The following is a 22897-nucleotide window of genomic DNA, read 5'->3' on the forward strand; positions in this document are numbered from 1 at the left end:
TTGCTCGCCGCCAACTAGACAGATGCCCAGCAAACAGAGATTAATTCAGCTCCGCGACAGACTCGATGCTGATGGCATCATGACGCCAGTATTCGATGTCACAGTCAATCAACTCGCCATGTTGGTTGTAGTTGATACGTTCAACCACCATTGCAGGCGTACCAGAAGTCGCGCGCAATGCCTGTGCCACCTCACCCAACAAAGTACTAGTCGAAATTCGGTAACGAATTTTTTGATACGTCACACCGTAGTGTTCACGATAAATGTCGGTTAACGAGTTTGATAAATCATAAGACAATAAGTTGGGAAATATGTCTGGTCGAATGTAGTTCGTAACATAAACCACCGGACGCTCTTCTAGGTAACGAACGCGGTCGACACGAAATACGTCTGAAAACGGCTGAAGGTCCAACAAACGAGCGGCCAATTTATTAGCCAAGGTGCCTTTTGCGGCTATCACTTCTGTTTTTGGCACGCGATTTTGCGCTTTCGCCATGTTCGGGAAGTTTAGCGTTTGGGTAGGGTCGTAACGCAATGGCTCAGGTGAGATAAACCAACCTCGGCGATCTTCGCGATAGATTCGACCTTCCGCTTCGAGCAGTGATAAAGCTTCACGCAGAGTGACACGTGTAGTATCGAACGACTCCGCCAACTTACGCTCTGCTGGCAGTTTTTGACGCGGCGATAGCATGCCCGCTTCAATCTGTTCAACAATCGAATCTTTAATTTTTACGTATTGCACGAAGTGTCCTTATCTTTTGCGCCAAGCTTGTGTGCGACTCTCTAACAATTTACCCAAAGTCATCTGAACAATCTTCGCAATTGCGGCAGCAATCATGATCATCACCGCCATTGCCGCAGCAGCGCCAGTTTGACCGGCATCGTCCATATTCAGAATCGAGACCGAAGCCGGAATCGTATCGGTTGAGTAAAGGAATACTACCGCAGAAGTGGTGGTCAATGCATTAACAAACAAGTAAGTCGCAATGTCCAAAATCGCAGGTAAGCACACAGGTAATGTCACTTTAAAGAACAACTTGTATTGAGGAAGCTTCACCGATGCCGCCGTGGCTTCAATCTCCGATGGCAACTGCTTTAGCGCTGTCAGGGCGGTCATGTGACCCACGGTGTAGTAATGCACTACCGTGTTAATCACCAAGAATGCCATGGTGCCATAAAGCACATTCAAAGGATTGTTCGCATCGTTGAAGTAAAAGATGTAACCCAAGCCAAGCACCATACCCGGAACTGCCATTGGCACCACGCTGAGCATTTGCATCACTTGGCGAATTGGACCGAACGCACGCCCTTTCTCAATGCAGTAAGCACCGACAAAGATGATGGCTGTACCAATAACTGCCGTCCAACCTGCCAGCGTTAGCGAGTTGAAGAATGGGCTCCAACCGTAAGTGCTCATTTCAGCAAAGTTGTAATTGTTTAGCGTCAGCGCTTTGTTCCAAGGCCAGAACGTAACTAATGAGCCATACACCGCCATGCCAAGCACCGCCAGCACTGCGATAGAAATGATGCTGCAGTAAACCAAACAAATGCTGTCGCGCGCTTTGTTAGGTTCTGGCTGATAAGGCACCGAGCGAGTGTCAAATAAGCTTTTTTGCTTTTTCTGTACCCAGCGGTCTGCACCAAATGCCATTACCGCAGGGAATAAAAGCATAATGCTGGTCACCGCACCCATGGCAAAGTTTTGTTGTCCCACAACTTGTTTGAAGATGTCAGTCGCCAGAACGTTGTAGCTGCCACCAATCACTTTCGGCACACCAAAGTCCGTGATAACCAGTGTAAAGACCACGATAAGCGTACTGATCAAACCGTATTTCGCCGCAGGTAACGTCACCATAAAGAAGGTTTTGATTGGTGAAGTTTTCAGTGCGCGGGCTGCTTCATACAAGCGGGCATCTGAAGTACGCAGCGAAGTGGTCAAAATCATCAATGCATGAGGGAAAGTCCAGAAAATCAAACCCATCGAAATACCAATCACCCCGTAAATCGAGTTTCCTAACAACATCTCTTTGGCAATACCTTGATTACCGAAAAGGAAGATCAAACTGATTGCCGGCAACAACGAAGGCGCGAGGATCGGCGCGGTACCTAGGATTTGAAACAAACCTTTAAAGGGCATGCATGAACGAGTCAGCGCGTAGGCATAGCCAAACGCAAGCACACCCACTACCGAGGTCACAATCACGCCCAAAGTGAAGGTGTTTCCCACCGACACCCACAAGCTTGAAGAAGAAAAGTACGTCGCAAAGTTTGCCAGACCGACAAATTCGCCATTGGCATTTTGCACACTCTTGGTCAACATTGCCCAAAGCGGCATTAAGATGAACAGCACCATCATGGTCGACAAGCCAGCGAGCAAGCCGAACAACACTAGGTTATCGCGGCTAACACGTCCGAGTAGGGATTTTGCTTTGTCTTGTGTGATCAGGCTATTCATCGTCATTGTCTTCGCATCCATGTTTACACCTACGCCGCTAGCGCTTTATCAACCGAGGGCACGGCGTAACCATGCAACCCTTCTTCAGCAAACTGGATGTAACGTACATCGCCCGCTTTGATATTGAGTTTTTGAACCGTTTCCACAGGCACATCCACGACGATGGTTTTCGTTGAGCTGTCGTTTTGCAATACGCAATCAATGCGGAAAAACGCCCCTAGAAACTCGGTTGCCGTAACTCGCACAGGTAAAGAGTTGTTGTAGTTTTCAACGAACTTGATGCTTTCAGGACGCACCGCAAGGTCGAAGCGGTCACCACGTTGGATCTTACGATTGGTCAAGCTTGGCGCTGGCATCAAGGTTTCGGCAATGCGTACTTGGGAGTCCGTTGCGACTGAGGTTTCAATAAAGTTCATACTGCCGACGAACTCAGCGACAAAGCGCGTTGCTGGTTGTTGGTAGATTTCTTGAGGTGTGCCAACTTGCTCAATCACGCCATGGTTCATCACCACGATACGATCCGCCATCGACAGCGCTTCGTCCTGATCGTGCGTAACCATGATGGTGGTGATGCCAAGCTTACGTTGCAGCTTACAAATCTCATCACGTAAGTGAACACGTACTTTTGCATCTAGCGCTGACAGCGGCTCATCAAGTAACAGTAGACCCGGTGACAACGCCAATGCACGAGCCAAAGCAACACGCTGCTGCTGACCACCAGAAAGTTGGTTAGGGAATTTCTCGCCAGAGGTTGGAAGACCAATGGTTTCTAACCAGTAATCCACCTTCTCTAACGCTTCTTTGGTCGACATGCCTTGGTTCTTCAAACCCACCGCAATGTTCTCTTGCACAGTTAGGTTCGGAAACAGCGCGTAAGATTGGAATACGATGCCAAAATCACGCTTCTCTGGTGGTAAGAATGTGGTCTCTTGACCGTTTTGAAAAATCGCACCAGACGTTGGCAAGTCTAAACCTGCAATGGCACGTAGCAGAGTGGTTTTACCGCAGCCAGAAGGACCAAGAAAACAAACGAACTCGCCCTTCTCAATCGCTAGCGAGATTTTCTTTAATGCAGTGAACTGTCCGAATTGCTTCACTACATTTTCGATATTTAGGTAATGTTGGTTAGTTGACATAACACACGCTCCAAATGGTATATACCAACTTTAGTTTTGGAGTGTTACGTTCCAATGACAAATTTATAGCCAGAAGATGACAAATAGATGAAGGGCGATGACGTTTGTTCAAGTGGTAATTAGAGATTCCCGACTCACTCCTTCCTCACTCTCGAGAATGACGTTGTGAGTGCGGATGGATAGAAGCACCCAACTTTCTTAAGTCCGTCATTCCAACGAACCTAGGTGAGACTAGGAATCTACTTGCAGTAAACTCTGAAATAAAAGAGAAAACAAAAAATCCACCTCAACCGAGGTGGATTTCAGCATTCAAATTAGAGCAAATTCCATTAAGACTTTGGCTCTGATTTCGCGTCAAATTTCTCAGACCATGCCGCTAGAATCTCTGCACGCTTGCTGCCCATTTGCGCGAAGTCCATCTTCGCCATGTTCTCTTGAACGTTCGGGAAGTTAGAAACGGTCGCTTTCACTTCTTTATGTGCAACCACTGGGTACATTTCTACGTAAAGCTCGTTTGCTGCTTTAGAGATTGACCAGTCGACAACACGCTTCGCTGCATCAGACTCTTTTACTAGACCAACGGCTTCTGATTCCCAGCCGATGCCTTTTGGCGTGATAACCGCTAGTGGTGCACCTTGTGTTTTCAGCTTCGCGCCGCGGCTCGCCATCGAAATACCGATAGCCACTTCACCCATACCCGCTTGAACACATGGCTTAGAGCCCGAGTGCGTGTAGTGTGCAATGTTCTTGTCTAAGTCACGCATGTAGTTCCATGCCTGATCTTCACCCATGTTTTGTAGCCAAGCAGAAACCTGCATGTAGCCAGTGCCTGAAGAAGCTGGGTTAGGCATTGCTATGTGACCTTTGTAAACCGGCTTTGTTAGGTCTTCCCAAGACGTTGGTTTAGGCAGATTAAGCTGTTTCGCTACCGCTTCGTTGAAACAAACTGCGTTAAAGAACGCATCGTTACCAAACCAAGCTTGGTTTGATTGAGGGTCGTTTAGGTTCGCATGCAGCTCTTCCAAACCTTTTGGTGTGTAAGGCTTAAGAAGACCTTCATCTTTAAGCAGTGCCATTGACGAGCCAGCCAGACCCCAAACCACTTCCGCTTGAGGGTTGTTCTTTTCGGCCAGCAATTTCGCCGTCATGATACCGGTGGAATCGCGAACCCACTTAATCTTGATATCTGGGTTATCTTTCTCAAACGCAGACTTGTATTTAGCAAGAATGTCAGTTTCGAAAGCGGTGTAAACCGTGACTTCCTGTGCTGCCATTGCATTCGTAGCTAGCAGAGAGACAAGTGCAGCCAGCGTTCCTTTCATCAAACGGTTTTTCATCATTTTCTCCAGTTAATTTGGCTAAGTTTAAATTTGGTCTGTACCAGTTGACGATATACACCCTACTGAGCCTTTGTGACGAAATCATGACCATTAAATGGCAGTTTTACGAAAATTTGCGATGAATAATCGTTCAATTGATCCGCCATTTTCTGGATATTAAAGTTTTATGAAATTGGATATTCGCCTATTTACTGCCCTTTTCTTCCTCGCTAAAGTGAACTCGAAACTTGGTGTAGACCAATTAGCCTATTCTAATGGAAATCGAGATGAAAAACGAATACCTACTACTGACTCCAGGTCCTCTATCTACTTCTGAAACGGTACGTGAAGCCATGCTTAAAGACTGGTGTACTTGGGATGATGAATACAACAAAGACATCGTAGAAGTGATCCGCACTAAGCTTGTAAAACTGGCGACGGAGCAAGACGGCTACACCAGTGTACTAATGCAAGGTAGCGGCACCGCATCAGTAGAAGCTACGATTGGCAGCGCCATTGGCAAAGATGGAAAATTGTTGGTTGTCGACAACGGTGCGTACGGTGCACGTATCGCTCAGATCGCTGAATACCTAAATATTCCATGCCATGTAGTTTCCCCAGGCGAAACATCACAGCCACACTTGAACGAGGTGGAAACTGCATTGGCATCGGATCCTGCTATCACACACGTGGCAATTGTTCATTGCGAGACAACCACTGGCATGCTGAATCCAATTGAGGCATTTGCTTCCGCGGCAAAAGCACACGGTAAAGTGGTGATTCTCGATGCCATGTCGAGCTTTGGTGGCATTCCTATTGATATCGCAGAGCTAGGCATCGATTTTATGATCAGCTCTGCAAACAAATGTATTCAAGGCGTGCCGGGCTTTGGCTTTGTGATTGCGAAACAAACTGAACTCGAAAAGTGCAAAGGTCAGGCACGCTCTTTGAGTCTTGATCTTTACGACCAGTGGCAGTGCATGGAAGTGAACCACGGCAAATGGCGTTTCACATCTCCAACGCACACGGTTCGCGCTTTCTATCAAGCCTTGTTAGAACTGGAACAAGAAGGCGGCATTGAAGCGCGTCATAATCGTTACCAAACTAACCAGAAAACACTGGTTGCTGGTATGCGTTCTCTGGGTTTCGAGCCACTACTGAGTGATGACCTTCACTCGCCAATCATCACTTCTTTCTACTCTCCGACGCACAGTGATTACCAGTTCAAAGCGTTCTACACACGTTTGAAAGAGCAGGGCTTCGTGATCTATCCGGGTAAGGTATCGAACGCAGATTGCTTCCGCATCGGCAACATTGGTGAAGTTTACCCAGCAGATATCGAGCGCTTAATCGGTGCGATTGAAAAAGCAATGTATTGGCAAGTTGCGTAAAGCAGCCTTCTGATTGAGAAAGCGTTATGACTCAGAATATCAAACCGACTCATTTTCGTAGTGAAGGCGATGTCAACACGACGCCAGCGCGCCAAGCTTGGAATGCATCGATGGACGACGAACGCACGCAAGCATTATTGAAGCGTGATTCGGAAGTCTTTCTTCATCAAGCCATGTCAACGCCTTGCTTAGATACATTGGAAGCAGCAGAAGGCATCTACATCCAAGATGCTACCGGCAAAAAGTACATGGACTTCCATGGCAACAACGTCCATCAGCTGGGCTACGGTCATCCGCATGTGATTAAACGTGTGCAAGAGCAAATTGCCAAACTGCCGTTTTCACCACGTCGTTTTACCAACGAGACAGCGATTGAATGTGCCGAAAAACTCACCCAAATCTGTGGCGGCGAATTGAACCGCGTGCTGTTTGCTCCGGGTGGCACATCTGCGGTTGGCATGGCACTTAAACTAGCGCGCCACATCACGAGCAACTATAAGGTGGTCTCTCTGTGGGATTCCTTCCACGGCGCATCGTTGGATGCCATCTCAGTAGGTGGTGAAGCGTGTTTCCGTCAAGGCATGGGACCATTAATGGCAGGCGTTGAGCGCATTCCACCAGCCGTATCTTACCGAGGCGCTTTCCCAGTTGCCGACGGTAGCGATGTGCATTATGCCGACTACCTTGAGTACGTGATTGAGAAAGAAGGTGGCGTGGGCGCGTTTATCGCAGAAGCGGTTCGCAACACGGATGTTCAAGTGCCAAGTAAAGCCTACTGGAAACGCATCCGTGAAATCTGTGACAAACACAATGTCATGCTGATCATCGACGACATCCCTAACGGTATGGGTCGCAGCGGTGAATGGTTTACCTACCAAGCTTACGACATCGAGCCAGATATGCTCTGCATCGGTAAAGGTTTGGGTGGTGGCTTAGTGCCTATCGCAGCCATGGTAACCAAAGACAAATACAACACTGCCGAGCAAATCTCCATGGGTCATTACACTCATGAGAAAAGCCCTATCGGTTGTGCTGCAGCACTGGCAACCATGGAAGCCATTGAGCAAGACGGCTTACTAGATAAAGCCAAAGCCGACAGCCAGTTCATGCGTGAAAAGCTGTTAGAGATGAAAGCCAAATACCCAGTGATTGGTGATGTGCGTGGCATCGGCATGTTGTGGGGCATTGAACTGGTCACCGACCACGAAAGCAAAGCGCGCGCGTATGACGAAGCGGAAGCTGTGCTGTACCAATGCCTCAACAATGGCGTGAGCTTCAAGGTGTCACAAGGCAATGTGATTCAACTCAGTCCACCGCTGATCATCACTCGCGAGCAACTGACAGAAGCGTTGGCGATCTTCGAAGAAGCCATCGCCAAAGTGTGTAAAGACTTTAACTACATTTAGGTTTTGTTGACCTTTTGAGCTGATTTTTGCAGCAGTTTGTGGGTTCTTTATGCAAGGCAGAGGCTTTGAGTTGTAGCTGTCCTACCTGATAAGCCGATAACGCAGAAGAAAGGAACCACAAACGCTGCCCGAAGGGTTCGGCTAAAAGCGTTTTACTCTTTGTTGTGAGGTGTTGTGCTTAGAATGACTAGGCTACAAACCTCTCGCCGCGATTAAAACGCTTTTATCTCGAACAAAATTTAACCGCAAAAGGTCAACAAAACCTAGAGTCAATAGACCTCAACAAAACCAATTTATCCAGAGCGCGATTCCAACGTGTAGGCAAGCGCTCTGGCAAGCAAGAAAAAGGATTGAACATGAGCAACTCACCAATTCAAGCAGTGATCTTTGACTGGGCTGGTACTATCGTCGATTTCGGCTCTTTTGCGCCAACCAGTATCTTTGTGGAAGCGTTCAAACAAGGCTTTGATTTTGATATCGACCTTGAAGAAGCGCGCGAACCAATGGGTCTTGGTAAGTGGGATCACATCCAAGCTGTGGGTCGCATCCCTGCCGTTGATAAGCGTTGGAATGAGAAGTTTGGTCGCTCAATGACCAGCGAAGACATCGACGCTATCTACGCAGCCTTTATGCCTTTGCAAAAAGCAAAAGTGGCTGACCACGCAGAACCAATCCTCAACGCAGTTGAAGTGGTAAACGGTCTGAAAGACAAAGGCATCAAGATCGGTTCTTGTTCTGGTTACCCTCGCGAAGTGATGGATGTACTGATTCCTGTTGCAGCGGATTACGGCTACAAACCAGATTACGTTGTCGCGACAGACGATCTGCCACAAGGTGGTCGCCCTGCGCCGTTTATGGCACTGAAAAACGTGATTGAGCTTGGTGTAACCGACGTTAAAGCATGCGTCAAAGTGGACGACTCAGCACCAGGCATCTTTGAAGGTCACAATGCGGGCATGTGGACCGTTGGTTTGCTGCTTTCTGGTAACGAAGCAGGCCTAACGTTTGAAGAATATCAAGCTGCGGATGAAGCAACGCTTAATGCCGCTCGTGAAAAGGCGCGTGCAAAATTGCTCAAGAGCTCACCGCATTACCTCATCGACACCATTGCTGACTTCCCAGAAGTGGTTGCAGATATCGAACGTCGCCTAGCCGCGGGCGAACGTCCGTAGTTTTCGCTCGCGAATTCAGAATGTAAAAAGCCTCTCCATATTGAGAGGCTTTTTACATTTATGGAAAGAGGAAGTGTCAGTTAATCGCAGTACTTGCTCGACGCTTTAGCTTAAAGCCCATACTGGTTGGTCTTTCTTCTGGCTCACCTTTGATGGCATGCAACAGTTTTTCTGCCGCCTTGGTGCCCATGCGCTCGTAATCAAATTCTGCCGATGTCAAACTTGGGTAAGCATGCTCCCCCATAGAAGAGCCTTCAAGGCAAATAATGGCAATGTCGGTCGGGACTTTGAGCACGCGGCGATGGCACTCAAAGAGCGCACCAATTGCTATCTCCTCATGGCTACACACCAAAGCATTCAAGCTTGAATCGCGCAGCAATAACTTCGCCAACCCTTCCGCACCCAATTGTGAAGATGGCGCTTCATGAGTCGTTAGAAAATGATCTGGGGTGAGATAGTTTTCAATCATCGCACTTTGCCAACCGTGTAACTGGCGTTGCAACGTTGAGTGATTCCCGCGCGCCCCAATAAAACCAACGTTCTTAAAACCTTGTTCAATCAGGTGTCTGGTACAGGCCTTACCCACTTCGAAGTGATCCACGCCAATGTTGAGATAACTGGCCTTTGAGCTCAGTTCGGTAATCTCTAACACTGGCGTATTTGATGCCTCTAACAGTTGATGCGTTCGCTGACTATGCTCACTTCCAAACAGTACCACGCCCGCAGGACGGCTCTCTAAAAAAGTCGAAAGCAACTTTTCTTCTTGCTCAATCGAGTAGTCGCTGTAACCCAGTAATAATTGATAACCCGCTTTGTTTAACGCCTGTTGGAAGCTTGGTAAGAAATGCGCGCATGCTTTTTCAAATAGTGACGGAATGATAAGAGCGATGGAATAACTTTCTGCAGATGCGAGTGCCCCTGCGGCTTTGTTCGGGATATAGCCGAGCTCATCAACCACTTGTTGAATTTTTTCTCTCAGCTTATCGGATACCAGCTCTGGCGTTCGTAATGCTCGCGACACCGTCATAGTGCCTACGCCTGCTTGTTTGGCGACATCAGCCAAAGTGACATTGCCGGTACTTCTTCGTTTGCGAGGTTCGCTCATTGTTTTTATTTAATGTTCTCTAATTTCAGCTGCGACATCTTATCACAGCGCTTTAATGGTTTTGATATTAGCGCATTAGAACTCGAACACCAGCACATGAAACTTCGATGCCTGATAAAAATGATAGCGCTATCACAATTAATGGTAGCGCTATCAGATAGCGCTACCATTTGTGATCACTCTCAGGTTTTTATGGCAAATTGATCGATAAAGTACGCAGCAACAAAACAACAAATCGGAAACATTCCAATGCTACGTGAACTGATTACCTCTGATGTCATTCGCATCCATTCTGACGCAACCGACTGGAAAGATGCGATCAGCAAATCTTGTGAAGCTTTGATTGAAAATGGCGCGATAGAACCAAGTTACGTTGAGGCAATTTACCGCTCGCACGAAGAGCTTGGTCCTTACTACGTGGTAGGTCCGGGCATGGCGATGCCACACGCTCGCCCTGAAGATGGCGTTAACCGCTTGTCATTGGCGATCACGGTGATCCAAAACGGCGTCAACTTTAACTCTGAAGAAAATGACCCAGTAAAAATGCTGGTCACGCTAGCGGCAACGGACAGTAATAGCCACGTTGATGCGATTTCGAAACTGGCGGAATTGTTTATGAATGAAGAGCATGTAGAGGCCATCTGCAACGCTCAAAGCAAAGAAGATGTTCTTGCGATCATCGACAAATACTAAGTTTTACTCCTGACATACCCCATTCACAAATGGGTATACCCCCTATAAAAAAGAAAAGGTCTGAATTATGAAAATTATGGTTGTTTGCGGTCACGGTCTTGGTACTAGCCTAATGATGGAAATGAGCATCAAAAGCATCGTAAAAGAGTTGAACGTCGATGCCGCTGTAGATCACATCGATCTTGGCTCAGCAAAAGGCACAAGTTGCGACATTTTCATCGGCACAAAAGACATTGCAGAACAGTTGGAAGCACTTGGCGTTGAACAACGTATCGTAGCGCTTGATAACATGGTCGACAAAGTCGCAATGAAAGAGCGTTTATCTGTGGCACTTCAAGAGCTTGGCGCTCTATAAGGTGGCGTTATGGAATTCTTCAGTTTCTTAATGAACGATGTCCTATCAGAGCCAGCGGTTCTGGTCGGTCTCATCGCTCTAATCGGCTTAATTGCCCAGAAAAAACCGGTCACCGAGTGCATTAAAGGCACGGTAAAAACCATTCTTGGTTTCATCGTGCTTGGCGCGGGTGCAGGTCTAGTTGTGACTTCTCTGGGTGACTTTGCGACCATTTTCCAACACGCATTTGGCATCACAGGCGTAGTTCCAAACAACGAAGCTATCGTCTCTATCGCGCAAGAAGCGTTTGGTAAAGAGATGGCGATGATCATGTTCTTCGGTATGTTAGTGAACATCTTGATCGCTCGCTTCACGCCATGGAAGTTCATCTTCCTAACGGGTCACCACACGCTATTTATGTCGATGATGGTGGCGGCGATTCTGGCCTCTAGCGGCATGAAAGGTGTTCCACTGATCGCTCTTGGCTCTGTGGTTGTGGGTTCTGTAATGGTGTTCTTCCCTGCAATTGCGCACAAATACATGAAGCAAGTAACAGGCTCAGACGACGTTGCGATTGGTCACTTCTCAACGCTTTCTTACGTCCTAGCTGGTTTCATTGGCAGCAAGTTTGGTAACAAAGAGCACTCAACTGAAGAGATGAATGTCCCTAAGAGCTTGTTGTTCTTACGCGATACGCCAGTGGCAATCTCGTTCACCATGGGCATCATCTTTGTGGTGACGTGTTTATTCGCTGGCGGTGATTTTGTCCGTGAAGTCAGTGGCGGTAAACATTGGTCTATGTTTGCGCTAATGCAATCCATCACATTTGCAGGTGGTGTGTACGTTATCCTGCAAGGTGTACGTATGGTTATCGCAGAAATCGTTCCAGCGTTTAAAGGCATCTCAGACAAGCTAGTACCAAACGCAAAACCTGCACTGGATTGTCCGGTTGTGTTCCCATACGCACCAAATGCGGTATTGGTGGGCTTCCTATCGAGCTTTGCAGCCGGTCTAGTGGGCATGTTCCTGCTGTACGTGATGGGTCTTACTGTGATTATCCCTGGTGTAGTTCCACACTTCTTTGTGGGTGCGGCTGCAGGTGTATTTGGTAACGCAACAGGTGGTCGTCGCGGTGCAATTCTAGGTGCGTTTGCACAAGGTCTACTGATTACTTTCCTACCTGTCTTCCTAATGCCAGTACTGGGTGATCTTGGCTTTGCAAACACAACATTCAGTGATGCTGACTTCGGCATTGTAGGTATCCTACTTGGCCTGATTGTGCGCTAAGCTTTTATTCTTATGAATGCAGAATTAGGCTCGTCGGCATTCATCTCTAAGAAAAGCACTCAAACAAAACGCCCCTCACGTGAGGGGCGTTTTTCATATTGAGGCTATCTTATTGAGACAACAACTTTCTCGTTGGTTCTTGCTCGGTGTATTCAACGGATTCGTTACCAGATAGCTTATCGACGTCCGCTTGTTCGCCGCTCACCACCAGTACCTGTTGCTTCACCAACGCATCAACCACTTTAAGGTTATGTTGACGAAGAAGCGCTCTCACTTCGCTCTCTTTCCCTTTGTGATACTTAACAAAGTAACGCGTAGGTTGTTGCTCAGCTTGTTCGGAACGTTCATCCACGAGCGGAAACCCTTGATTGTTCGCCAAGCTGGCCGAGCTTAGTCCGATTGCCAATAGTGCGGTAGCACTCACCGCAGACAAAGAAAGTAAGGTCAACTTCTTCATAGCCACTCCTTATTGAAAAGTCAGAGTCCAACTGTTGATTGTGCCTGTGTCTCTTCTGGCACTGTCTACCGCTTTTAGTTCCCAAGAACCTTGTGATTCAAAACCAGAGAAATCCGCTTGGAAAGTGGCTTTGATATCGTTAGCGCTGCCGCCAGTATTATCGTGAAGCACGACTTCTCCACCAGTAGGTGAAGTTAGCGTCACTCGTAGGTCACCGATGTAAGTGTGGCTAATATCAACGTCAATACTTACTGTACCTGAATCACCAGAGCGATCGACATCTACTGCGCTGATTGCGCCAGAAGATTTGTTGTCAGGAATCGCAACAGGGCTGGTGTTTGAGAAGCTAGAGTCCGAAGAGCTACCGCCACCGTCAGGACCGTTACAGCCCGCATCCAAGAACAGTTTCGCCGCTTCCGCATTCACTAGGCCGTGACCTGTGCGGTTGTCTCGTCCAGCGACATCAATGTCTGTTGCCGTTTGAACTAGGGCATTACGTACTTGCGCTGCTGTACACGTTGGGTGGTAACTCCACACCAAGCCTGCTACGCCAGTTACATGAGGTGTTGCCATCGATGTACCATTGTAGTACTCGTAATCTTCACCAGAGGTGGTTGAAACCGTAATTTCTTGACCAACATACCCCAACAGCTCTTGACCAAATGCACGGTCAACCGTCACCGAAACCATACGATAAGCGTTGTTTGTGTCAACCAAGAATGGGTTTTGTAAACCAGGTAGTTCAGAGTTGCTGTATACGATTGCCGCTTGTGCACCTGCATTGTAACAAGCTTGAACTGCATCCACTTCTGGGTAGTTACCTGAAGACTGGTTGCCAATACGCTCAGTCAAACAAATTTTGCCCGACATATCACCACAGTTAAAGTTACCGCCAGATACATCACAGCTATCTAGCATTGCTGTTACTGAACCAACGATTGGATCTGGCACATACGAAGAGCCGTTATTAATCAAACGATTGTGAGGGACAATGCCGCGATCAAATTGGCTTACGCCATTCAAGGTAATATCAGAAAGTTTACCTTCGCCTACCGTAACCGTTGATAAGATCGCCACACCTGGGCCAGAGATCTCAACTTGATCAGTAGATTGCGAGAACGCCGCATGATCATTTTGGTTATCGACAGCAGCAACAGACATAACTGAATCGTAAGAAGCTGGGTAGCTGTGTGCGGTGTTACCGTCATTACCAGCTGCGGCGATTAGCAGAACGCCTTGATCGTAAATGTTTTGCAGTGCATTTTGCTCAGTTCGGCTTGATTGACTACCACCAAGACTCATGTTCACAACGTTGGCACCATTATCTGCACACGTTTGGATCGCTTTAACAAGCCCAGATGAGTAACCCCAACCTGATTCGTTAAATACTTTCACGATGTGCAAATTCACATTCTGGTTTGGCATCACACCCTTCACACCTTCGGTGTTGGCAATCGCTGCGATAGTACCTGCTACGTGAGTACCGTGGGCGTTATTGTTACCCGGATCGCTCCATGATCCTGTACCACTATCGTTGGTACCTGCAACGCGGTTACCGCTTAGGTCGTTGTGCGAGATGTCGTACCCTGAATCGATAATACATACAGTGCGATTACCAGCATTGAAGTCGTCTAACTGTTGAGCATTAACCGCTTCATAACCCCACGGGGTAGTTTCGCTGAGCAAATAGCGAGGCGGATCGACTTCGACATATTCCACATCACTGCGATTACGAAGTGGTTCTAAGTCATCACCATCCAACTCAACGCTGTAAATGGCGCGATTACCCAGTTTTTCCACCTTACGTGCCTTCACCTGTTCTAAAACAGACTCCTGCGCGATTCGTGGTCCCCAAAAAGAGTTACCACCCATTGAAGATCGGCTGACTGCATCTTCTTTGAATTTGACGATGTACTTCGTCGGTAACTTAGATTCATCAAATCCCATTGGTGGAGCCGCAAACGCTGACATAGAAGTGGTCAGTGCTATCGCTACGGCAGACAACGAAAATAAGCCTTGTTTTTTACTTGTTGTGTAGTGCATTTGCCCTATTCCTTATTTGAGCTAATTTTTATTCACTATATTCTCATGAAAAGTCATCACTATGATGTTCGCATGAGAGCTTCAGCTATAGTTTATAGGCCAAAAATGCCAAACAATTTGTTTCATGAATATACAACTTTGTACAAAAGATCATTCAATAAACATTTTTAGTTAACATCAAAAAGCATAAACAAAGCCTTATAAAGCAATCACTTAATTAACAAAAAGTGCATGTTAAATTAATGTTAGTGAGTAATTATTCTAAATAATACACATTTAATCGATTGCTATGCTGAATGGATTTTTTGACCGTGGTGCCAAAACTGAAATATTGAATATTTAGTTGTTGACTGTCTTGAGTATTTACTCAGAATTAGAAGGTTTAGTGAGAAAAATTCTCATCTAAATACTGTTATAGCCGAGCGTATTCACGTATTCGGAACCATAACCATTACAAGAAGAGTGAATGATGAAAAAAACAATCACACTATTAACTGCATTACTTCCGCTTGCCTCTGCCGTTGCAGAGGAGCCAACATTATCACCAGAAATGGTTTCTGCGTCTGAAGTGGTCAGCACGCAAGAAAATCAAACCTATACTTACGTTCGCTGCTGGTATCGTACGAGCCACTCTAAGGATGATGCGGCTACCGACTGGAAATGGGCGAAAAACCAAGATGGTAGTGACTTCACTATCGACGGTTATTGGTGGAGCTCTGTTTCATTTAAAAACATGTTCTACACCAACACTTCACAAAACGTGATTCGCCAGCGCTGTGAAGAAACACTAGATCTGGCGAACGAGAACGCAGACATTACGTTTTTTGCTGCTGACAATCGCTATTCTTATAACCACACGATCTGGAGCAATGATGCTGCAATGCAACCAGATCAAATCAACAAAGTAGTGGCTTTGGGCGACAGCTTATCTGATACAGGCAACATCTTTAACGCTTCCCAATGGCGCTTCCCTAACCCAAACAGCTGGTTCTTAGGTCACTTCTCGAACGGTTTTGTTTGGACGGAATACGTTGCTAAAGCCAAAAACTTACCGCTTTATAACTGGGCAGTTGGCGGCGCAGCAGGTGAGAACCAATACATTGCGCTAACAGGTGTCGGCGAACAAGTTTCTTCTTACTTGACCTACACAAAACTGGCGAAAAACTACAACCCAGCAAACACATTGTTTACGTTGGAGTTTGGTTTAAATGATTTCATGAACTACAACCGTAGCGTGCCGGAAGTAAAAGCGGATTACGCTGAAGCTCTGATTCGTCTAACAGACGCGGGCGCGAAGAACTTCATGTTGATGACTCTGCCAGACGCAACCAAAGCACCACAGTTCAAATACTCAACGCAGGAAGAAATTGAAACGATTCGCGCGAAAGTATTGAAAATGAACGAGTTCATCAAAGCACAAGCGATGTACTATAAAGCTCAAGGTTACAACATTTCATTGTTTGATACGCACGCGCTGTTTGAGACGTTAACCTCGGCACCAGAAGAACACGGGTTCGTGAATGCAAGTGATCCTTGTCTGGACATCAACCGCTCATCTTCTGTGGATTACATGTACACCCATTCATTACGCTCTGAGTGTGCGGCATCTGGCGCAGATAAGTTTGTGTTCTGGGATGTGACTCACCCAACCACAGCCACGCATCGTTATGTTGCTGAAAAAATGTTGGAAAGCAGCAATAACTTAGAAGAGTTTCGCTTTTAATAAGACTTTCTTATAGGTTAAACTCTTAATCATCATAAATACGTTGATGATTAAAAATGGCCACGAAATATCGTGGCCATTTTGTTTTCATATACATGAGTCTACTTTTATATTTAAATATAGATGAACAATAATTAAAATACAAAAATTCAAGTTATAAGCATTATAAACAAAACTTTCAAATACCAACAAACCAGTAAAATCTAAACTTATTCAATATGCCATCCATTTAGATTTCATTATGGCCATTTTTAAATTGTTGAATTTCAAGAGGAGTTAAGTGACAAGTTAAATAAAAAATACCCACATAACACAGGTAAGACCGAGAGGAGTGTGTCATGTGGGTTTAAAACGATAGTTCTCTTGCTGATTCGAACTACCAACGTTGGGATGCAATGGAAATACAAATGACTCAGAGTTTCCATCACGGACACTTTATCGCTGGATTTGCCTCTGTTTGTTAGGGAACAGTCAGCACAATAAAAATAGAGAAGTAATACCGCAAAAATAAAAATAGAGGCTCTGAGTTTAATTTACACGTAAAATAATCACCACATTCACGACATGAACCATTAATAAATTTATCAATAAATATTTATTAAGTTAAATTTATTTATTGTCAACATACTGTTAGTTTTACTCCTAAATATACTGGTCAGATTTGTTTATTTTACTGCTTTTCGTTGCAATACAACCTCTAATTAATTCATGAGAAAAAACATGCAGCGACAATTAACTCTTTCACCGATTTATTTATTAATCGGTTTAGCCTCATCGACGGCGTATGCCGGTGGTTTTCAAATTAACGAACATTCGGCGACGGGTCTTGGTCGTGCTTTTGCTGGTGATGCTGTTATTGGTGATAATGCGTCTGTAGTCAGCCGCAACGCCGCAGCGATGACGCTGTTTAAACAAAATGCCTTATCGTTCGGTGTCACTTACGTCAAACCTGACGTTACCGTTAAAAATGCGCAATATCATCGAGCTAACATTAATGCGGATGTCAATGTTGGTATGGGCGGTTTTCCTCCGTCCCCTCAAGTTGACATTACCCCGTCCTTTTCTCAAACCGTGACCGACATTGATGACGTCGATGGCGTTGGTCAACCAGCCGTTGTACCCAATTTTTACTTTATTCACCCTATCAACGACGACTGGTATCTAGGCTTATCGGCATACTCCAACTTCGGAACCGACATGGAGTTTAAACCAAACTATGGCGCACCTGTTTTTGGCGGTGTCACCAGCGTAGCGAGTGTCAACCTTGGCGCAAGCTTGGCATACAAGGTGAACGATCGTTTTAGTATCGGTGGTGGTATTGATGTGATTTACGGCTCTGGTGAGCTGTACCGCGATATGGACGTGGGTGTTTGCGTTGGTGGGAACATACTTGGAAACGAACTAGAACAACGCTGTGGATCCGTAAAAGGCAACGCACTTGATGTGGAAGCTGGCGGCATTGGGTTTGGCGCGAACATTGGCATGATGTACGAGTTTAACGAACGTCATCGCTTAGGTTTAAGCTACAAGCACAGCCCTAACATAGATGCCAAGGGTGACATCCACTTTGCTGGCGAATCGTACGACTCGCTTGCTATGCCGCTACCGGATATTGCGGAGTTTTCCGGTTATCACCGCGTCTTACCTAAATTTGCCCTGCACTATTCTGTGCAGTGGATTGGTTGGTCAGCATTTGACAGCTTGAAAGCTGATGATCAGTTGCTAAAAGATTTTCAGTGGCAAGACTCCGCGCACTACTCCATCGGTGCGACTTGGTACGCCAATGAACGTTGGACACTGCGCACGGGTTACATGTTCGACAAAACACCTGTCGATGAGCTGACTTCGCTTTCTATCCCAGATTCGAACCGTCACTGGTTATCCGCGGGGGCCTCTTACCAATGGTCATCAGATACCACGGTTGACATCGGCATGACGTACTTGATTGGTGAAGATGTCAACGTAGAAGAGTACGCGTATGAAGGTGTTCCTGCACCGATGGTAACGGGCGTGACCCATTCAAATGCGTTCCTAATTGGTGCCCAACTCAGCCACCGTTTCTAATTTGTCAGGCAGTGATCAAACCTCTAGGTCATTGCCTTGTAACAACGCTTATCAAAGCGACCGAACAGAGACATTATTATGAACAAAACACTACTTGCTTTTTCACTCTCACTTCTCACTCTAAGCGCTGCTCAGGCTTCTGAATGGGGCTATGGCAATGACAAACACGGGCCAGAACACTGGGGAGAAATCGCCAAAGACTGCGCAACCACGAAAAACCAAAGCCCAATCAACATCGACAACCCAGCCGATGCAAAACTGGAAGCACTGAACCTTTCGTACACTGGTCAGGTCATTGGTTTAACCAACAATGGTCATACGCTGCAAGCGCAAGTGAACGGACGTAACAGCTTCACCATCGATGGCGAGACGTTCGAGCTGCAACAGTTCCATTTCCACACACCTTCAGAAAACCAAATCAAAGGCCGCCAGTATCCACTTGAAGCGCACTTTGTGCACGCCAACGCAGACGGCGAGTTGGCGGTAATTTCGGTGATGTTTGATGCTGGCGATCACAACGCAGCACTGTCTAAACTGATCAGCGCAATCCCACAAGAGAATCAAACCACGTTCTTTAAAGATACGTTTGAGATTAACGACTTACTGCCAAAAACTGCAAACTACTATCGATTTAACGGCTCTTTAACCACACCACCATGTTCAGAAGGTGTGCGCTGGTTTGTGCTTAAAGACACTCAAACCTTATCCAAAGATCAAGCCGCGAAACTGATGGAAGTCATGGGACAAAACAATCGTCCGCTGCAACCGCTAAATGCGCGCGTTGTACTTTCTAACTAATCGCCACATTCGATAAGGGGCATCGTATTTGCCCCTTATTTTGATTCGCTCTAACCTCACTTCGTTACAGGAACCCCCAATGAAAACTCCATCTGTTCTGTCACTCTTACTCGCACTCGCCCCGACACTCGCCTTCTCTCATAACCTTTCTGTCGGTCAAACCACCCCTTCCGTCAGCATTGATACCTATGGCGAAATGACGCTGCAAGGAGACGATGTGGCTTATCAACCTTGGGCAACTCAGCAGATGTTAGGCAAAGTCCGTGTGATACAAGCCATTGCAGGTCGTAGTAAAGCCAAAGAGATGAACGCGCCGCTGATGTCAGCAATCACTGCCGCTCACTTTCCTGAAGATCAGTATCAGACCACAACCGTGATCAACCAAGAAGACGCCATTTGGGGAACCGGTACATTTGTTAAATCGTCGGCAGAGGACAGCAAAAAGACATTCTCTTGGTCTTCCATGGTGTTAGACAAAAATGGCGTATTAGCAACAACTTGGGATCTGCAGCAAGAAAGTTCTGCGATTATCGTACAAAATAAACAAGGCGAAATTTTATTCGTGAAAGAAGGGGCTTTAACTCAAGACGAAGTCACACACGTCATCGAACTGATTAAACAGAATATCTAAACCTAAGGTAAGGAAAAGCTATGAAACTGTTCAACACCATCGCACTCTGTCTTTTAGCGGCTGTAGCCTCTTTTCAATCGGTTGCAGGAGACAACGATTGGGATAAGATTGCAGATAAGACCGTCAGTTTTAAATCGGAAACCGACACAGTCAATCCACTGTCCCCATTTGCTAACGCTCGTTTTAGCCACATCAAAATCAAATGTACGCAAGGTACGGTCGATCTGAAAAGCGTTAAAGTAATCATGAAAGATGGTCAGGAAAAGACGTTCGACAGTTTAGTTGTTCTGACTAAAGGCATGTCATCAAGAAGTTTAAGCCTACCAACAAAAGATAACGCGAAATTAGACAAAATCGAGTTGAACTATGAATCGGTTGGCAGCACTGCACTGCAAGTCGCGGGGGTGACCAAAAAAGCGCAAGTGGAAATCTTAGGTAAGAAAATCGACGAGTAAGCGATGGCTCAACGAGCTCACCCAAACTAAAAACAGCGGCACTAGGCCGCTGTTTTCATTAAAAAATCATCATGGATAACTAAATGAATTTCTTCAGCTTCGCCAAACCATAAGCAGCGATGGTGACACAATCTTTAATCGTACCGTCGATCATCATCTGTTCGAACTCCTCAACAGAAAAAGCGCGAGTGATCAAATCCTCTTCTTCACTGTCGAGTTGATTGCCCACGTCCGTTAAGTCACTGGCGAAGTAGACGTGACATGTCTGATTCAAAAAGCCGTATGCGATAAACTGTGCGCCGACATACGCCATGGCGCTCGCCTGCATGCCCGTTTCTTCACGCAGCTCGCCTTTGGCAAGCTCAAGATGATCCGCATCTGGATTTGATTCCCACGCCCCTTGTGGGATCTCCCAACAACGTTGACCTACGGTGTAACGGTACTGCTGAACCAAGTGAATCATCCCGTTATCGATAGCCAGAATCGCAGCACAATCAGGTTTGTCGACCACACCATAGATGCCCTCTGCGCCGCTCGGACGTAAAATTTTGTCCTCACGCACTGTCATCCACTTATTCTGGTAAACGACTTTGCTGTCTAACTGTTTGATGTCTGACATGGTTATTCCTTGATTTTTCTGAGGGTTACAGCGGAATAATACCCGATTCGGTTACGCCACCAAAATGTTCTTTAGTTCACTCAAAGACTCAACGGTGTAATTTGGTGCGATACGCTCATCGACGCTTGCGCCTGTGGTATTTAACCAGCAAGTTTCAATACCAAAATTATTACCACCCAGAATATCGGAATGCAGGTTGTCACCCACCATCAGTACGCGCGTTTTGCATGGGTTGCCCATTTGCTGCATCGCGTATTCAAAAATACCTAAGTCCGGTTTTGCTACGCCCACTTGTTCAGAGATCACCACTTTATCGAAGTACTCAGTCATCCCTGTGCGCTCAAGGCGAATTGCTTGCAACTCTGTAAAACCGTTGGTGATGATGCCCATTTTAGCTTTGCCTTGCAGCGCTTCCATCAGCTCTTTTGCACCTGGCAACAAGCTGCAAATATCGGCCATTGCTTCTAAAAATGCGCTATTGAGATCTGCTGTTGTGGTATTCAGCTTCTCAGCCCACTCGGTAAAACGCTTATGTTTTAGCTCATCTGCCGTTACTTTGCCGTCTTGGTAATCCACCCAAAGCGGTTTGTTTACGGTTTGGTAATGAGCAAAATCTTGTTCAGTAAAATCTACGCCTTTGCGAGAAAACATAAGCTGCAAACCTTTGAAAGCATCAAAGTGGAATAAGGTTTCGTCAGCGTCAAACAGGATCCAATCGTACTTCATTTTCTTCTTCCCAAAATCAAGGTCGTAATACTGGTGCATAGTCTAGATTGTTTTCTTCTTGAAGATAATCTCTATAATTGGAAATTAATTGTATCCTTGTGCTCAACAATAAATGCTTCACGATAATAGGAGATTGATGTGAACGCGATTGCCTCCCTGCCCGTTTTTGTTGCTGTTGTCGAATGCGGCAGCTTTTCCCTTGCGGCCAAACAGCTGAATCTGACGAAATCGGCGATCAGCAAACGCATCAACCAACTAGAAGACGATTTGGGCATTCGTCTCCTTAACCGAACCACGCGTAAGCTGAGCCTGACCGAAGCGGGAGAACGCTATTTTGAGTACGCTTCTCAAGCGCTCAATCTGGCCCAGCAAGGCGTGGACGCGGTATCGGAACTGCAAGGCTCTCCACAAGGTCGGCTCAAAATTACCGTGCCGATGTCTTTCGGTGTGCTGCATATCGCGCCTTTGATCAGCGAGTTTCTCGCTCGTTACCCGAAAATTGAAGTGGATTTAAACCTCGAAGACAAAATGGTCGATTTGGTTAAAGACGGTTTTGATTTGGGGATCCGTATTGGTGAACTCACCTCTTCCAATCTAATCGCAAAACGTCTCGCCCCTTGTAAAAGTGTGCTTTGTGCCTCGCCAGATTACTTAGCGGAGTTTGGAACACCACAAAAACCAAGTGATTTAGTCAGTCACAACTGCCTGCGCTACTCCTATTTCCGTGGCGGCGTCGAATGGATGTTCATCAACAACGGCAGCGAATACAAGGTACTTCCAAAAGGAAACTTTATCGTCAATAACAGCGAAGCCATTCGCCAGTTGCTGTTAAGAGGTTCGGGCATTGCGCAACTGCCAACATTTATTGCAGGGAGAGACTTTGCCGCAGGAAATCTAAAACCGGTGATGGAAGAGTATTCTCTACCAGAACACGCCATTTATGCGGTTTTTCCTGAGCGCAAGCACATGCCGTTGAAAGTAAGAGCCTTTATCGATTTTATCAGCGAAAAACTCGGCACAGATTTACCTTATTGGGATCGTTACAACAGCCCAGAAAAATAACCATATTGATGATAAGTGAGT

General features: G+C 46.3%; 21 protein-coding genes. 12 read left to right on the forward strand and 9 right to left on the reverse strand.

Features of this window, described 5'->3' with window-relative positions; genetic code table 11:
- Positions 1–40: 40 nt before the first annotated feature.
- The 4 genes from phnR to F7Y48_RS17745 all read right to left on the reverse strand — a co-directional run bounded on the left by phnR (position 41) and on the right by F7Y48_RS17745 (position 4931).
- Positions 41–742, reverse strand: a complete 702-nt coding sequence (phnR, locus tag F7Y48_RS17730; protein ID WP_053808131.1) for a phosphonate utilization transcriptional regulator PhnR — start codon at positions 740–742, stop codon at positions 41–43.
- A gap of 9 nt (positions 743–751) precedes the next feature.
- Positions 752–2476: a putative 2-aminoethylphosphonate ABC transporter permease subunit gene (locus F7Y48_RS17735; RefSeq protein WP_258504747.1), complete on the reverse strand. Its 1725-nt coding sequence runs from the start codon at positions 2474–2476 to the stop codon at positions 752–754.
- Positions 2477–2484: 8 nt separating this feature from the next.
- Positions 2485–3591, reverse strand: a complete 1107-nt coding sequence (locus F7Y48_RS17740) for a putative 2-aminoethylphosphonate ABC transporter ATP-binding protein (RefSeq protein ID WP_005395343.1) — start codon at positions 3589–3591, stop codon at positions 2485–2487.
- Positions 3592–3920: 329 nt separating this feature from the next.
- Positions 3921–4931: a putative 2-aminoethylphosphonate ABC transporter substrate-binding protein gene (locus F7Y48_RS17745; RefSeq protein ID WP_167427226.1), complete on the reverse strand. Its 1011-nt coding sequence runs from the start codon at positions 4929–4931 to the stop codon at positions 3921–3923.
- 266 nt (positions 4932–5197) lie between these two features.
- On the opposite strand from F7Y48_RS17745, the gene phnW reads away from it, so the two are divergent.
- The 3 genes from phnW (at position 5198) to phnX (ending at position 8879) form a co-directional block, all read left to right on the forward strand.
- The gene (phnW, locus tag F7Y48_RS17750; RefSeq protein ID WP_257889925.1) at positions 5198–6301 is read left to right on the forward strand and encodes a 2-aminoethylphosphonate--pyruvate transaminase; all 1104 of its coding nucleotides are present in this window, start codon (positions 5198–5200) and stop codon (positions 6299–6301) included.
- Positions 6302–6327: 26 nt separating this feature from the next.
- Complete coding sequence (locus tag F7Y48_RS17755) at positions 6328–7707, forward strand: aspartate aminotransferase family protein (protein WP_316685172.1); 1380 nt, start codon at positions 6328–6330, stop codon at positions 7705–7707.
- 356 nt (positions 7708–8063) lie between these two features.
- Entirely contained in the window at positions 8064–8879 is an 816-nt protein-coding gene (gene phnX, locus F7Y48_RS17760; protein ID WP_258504740.1) for a phosphonoacetaldehyde hydrolase, read from the forward strand.
- 76 nt (positions 8880–8955) lie between these two features.
- Here the strand turns inward: phnX and F7Y48_RS17765 are convergent, their stop codons facing one another.
- The gene (locus tag F7Y48_RS17765) at positions 8956–9984 is read right to left on the reverse strand and encodes a LacI family DNA-binding transcriptional regulator (RefSeq protein WP_025501411.1); all 1029 of its coding nucleotides are present in this window, start codon (positions 9982–9984) and stop codon (positions 8956–8958) included.
- 249 nt (positions 9985–10233) lie between these two features.
- On the opposite strand from F7Y48_RS17765, the gene F7Y48_RS17770 reads away from it, so the two are divergent.
- The 3 genes from F7Y48_RS17770 to F7Y48_RS17780 all read left to right on the forward strand — a co-directional run bounded on the left by F7Y48_RS17770 (position 10234) and on the right by F7Y48_RS17780 (position 12298).
- Positions 10234–10677 (forward strand): PTS sugar transporter subunit IIA, encoded by a 444-nt coding sequence (locus F7Y48_RS17770; protein ID WP_005463973.1) that lies wholly within the window; start codon positions 10234–10236, stop codon positions 10675–10677.
- Between the two features lie 67 nt (positions 10678–10744).
- Positions 10745–11032 carry a PTS sugar transporter subunit IIB gene (locus F7Y48_RS17775; RefSeq protein WP_005463968.1) on the forward strand — a complete coding sequence of 96 codons (288 nt, stop codon included), beginning with the start codon at positions 10745–10747 and terminating at the stop codon, positions 11030–11032.
- Between the two features lie 9 nt (positions 11033–11041).
- Complete coding sequence (locus F7Y48_RS17780) at positions 11042–12298, forward strand: PTS ascorbate transporter subunit IIC (protein ID WP_074189780.1); 1257 nt, start codon at positions 11042–11044, stop codon at positions 12296–12298.
- 109 nt (positions 12299–12407) lie between these two features.
- Here F7Y48_RS17780 and F7Y48_RS17785 read toward each other — a convergent pair whose 3' ends face one another.
- Both F7Y48_RS17785 and F7Y48_RS17790 read right to left on the reverse strand, forming a co-directional pair.
- Positions 12408–12755 (reverse strand): hypothetical protein, encoded by a 348-nt coding sequence (locus F7Y48_RS17785; RefSeq protein ID WP_005395359.1) that lies wholly within the window; start codon positions 12753–12755, stop codon positions 12408–12410.
- Between the two features lie 9 nt (positions 12756–12764).
- Positions 12765–14798 carry a S8 family serine peptidase gene (locus tag F7Y48_RS17790; protein WP_258504738.1) on the reverse strand — a complete coding sequence of 678 codons (2034 nt, stop codon included), beginning with the start codon at positions 14796–14798 and terminating at the stop codon, positions 12765–12767.
- A 466-nt stretch (positions 14799–15264) separates the two neighbouring features.
- Here F7Y48_RS17790 and F7Y48_RS17795 point away from each other — a divergent pair, with 466 nt between their 5' ends.
- The 5 genes from F7Y48_RS17795 to F7Y48_RS17815 all read left to right on the forward strand — a co-directional run bounded on the left by F7Y48_RS17795 (position 15265) and on the right by F7Y48_RS17815 (position 20469).
- The gene (locus F7Y48_RS17795) at positions 15265–16521 is read left to right on the forward strand and encodes a type 2 secretion system lipase (RefSeq protein WP_005395362.1); all 1257 of its coding nucleotides are present in this window, start codon (positions 15265–15267) and stop codon (positions 16519–16521) included.
- A gap of 720 nt (positions 16522–17241) precedes the next feature.
- Positions 17242–18585 carry an OmpP1/FadL family transporter gene (locus F7Y48_RS17800; RefSeq protein ID WP_180793935.1) on the forward strand — a complete coding sequence of 448 codons (1344 nt, stop codon included), beginning with the start codon at positions 17242–17244 and terminating at the stop codon, positions 18583–18585.
- A gap of 78 nt (positions 18586–18663) precedes the next feature.
- The gene (locus tag F7Y48_RS17805; protein WP_025588852.1) at positions 18664–19383 is read left to right on the forward strand and encodes a carbonic anhydrase; all 720 of its coding nucleotides are present in this window, start codon (positions 18664–18666) and stop codon (positions 19381–19383) included.
- Between the two features lie 79 nt (positions 19384–19462).
- Complete coding sequence (locus tag F7Y48_RS17810) at positions 19463–20014, forward strand: YtfJ family protein (RefSeq protein WP_005374105.1); 552 nt, start codon at positions 19463–19465, stop codon at positions 20012–20014.
- A gap of 20 nt (positions 20015–20034) precedes the next feature.
- Positions 20035–20469 (forward strand): hypothetical protein, encoded by a 435-nt coding sequence (locus F7Y48_RS17815; protein ID WP_316685176.1) that lies wholly within the window; start codon positions 20035–20037, stop codon positions 20467–20469.
- Between the two features lie 79 nt (positions 20470–20548).
- Here the strand turns inward: F7Y48_RS17815 and F7Y48_RS17820 are convergent, their stop codons facing one another.
- Positions 20549–21088, reverse strand: a complete 540-nt coding sequence (locus F7Y48_RS17820; RefSeq protein WP_020834877.1) for an NUDIX domain-containing protein — start codon at positions 21086–21088, stop codon at positions 20549–20551.
- Between the two features lie 51 nt (positions 21089–21139).
- Complete coding sequence (yjjG, locus tag F7Y48_RS17825; protein ID WP_005374109.1) at positions 21140–21814, reverse strand: pyrimidine 5'-nucleotidase; 675 nt, start codon at positions 21812–21814, stop codon at positions 21140–21142.
- A 138-nt stretch (positions 21815–21952) separates the two neighbouring features.
- Here yjjG and F7Y48_RS17830 point away from each other — a divergent pair, with 138 nt between their 5' ends.
- Positions 21953–22876 carry a LysR family transcriptional regulator gene (locus tag F7Y48_RS17830; protein ID WP_005384329.1) on the forward strand — a complete coding sequence of 308 codons (924 nt, stop codon included), beginning with the start codon at positions 21953–21955 and terminating at the stop codon, positions 22874–22876.
- The last annotated feature ends 21 nt before the right edge of the window (positions 22877–22897 follow it).

It is taken from the genome of Vibrio sp. 2-1-2a (assembly GCF_032648565.1).
GTDB lineage: Bacteria > Pseudomonadota > Gammaproteobacteria > Enterobacterales > Vibrionaceae > Vibrio > Vibrio diabolicus.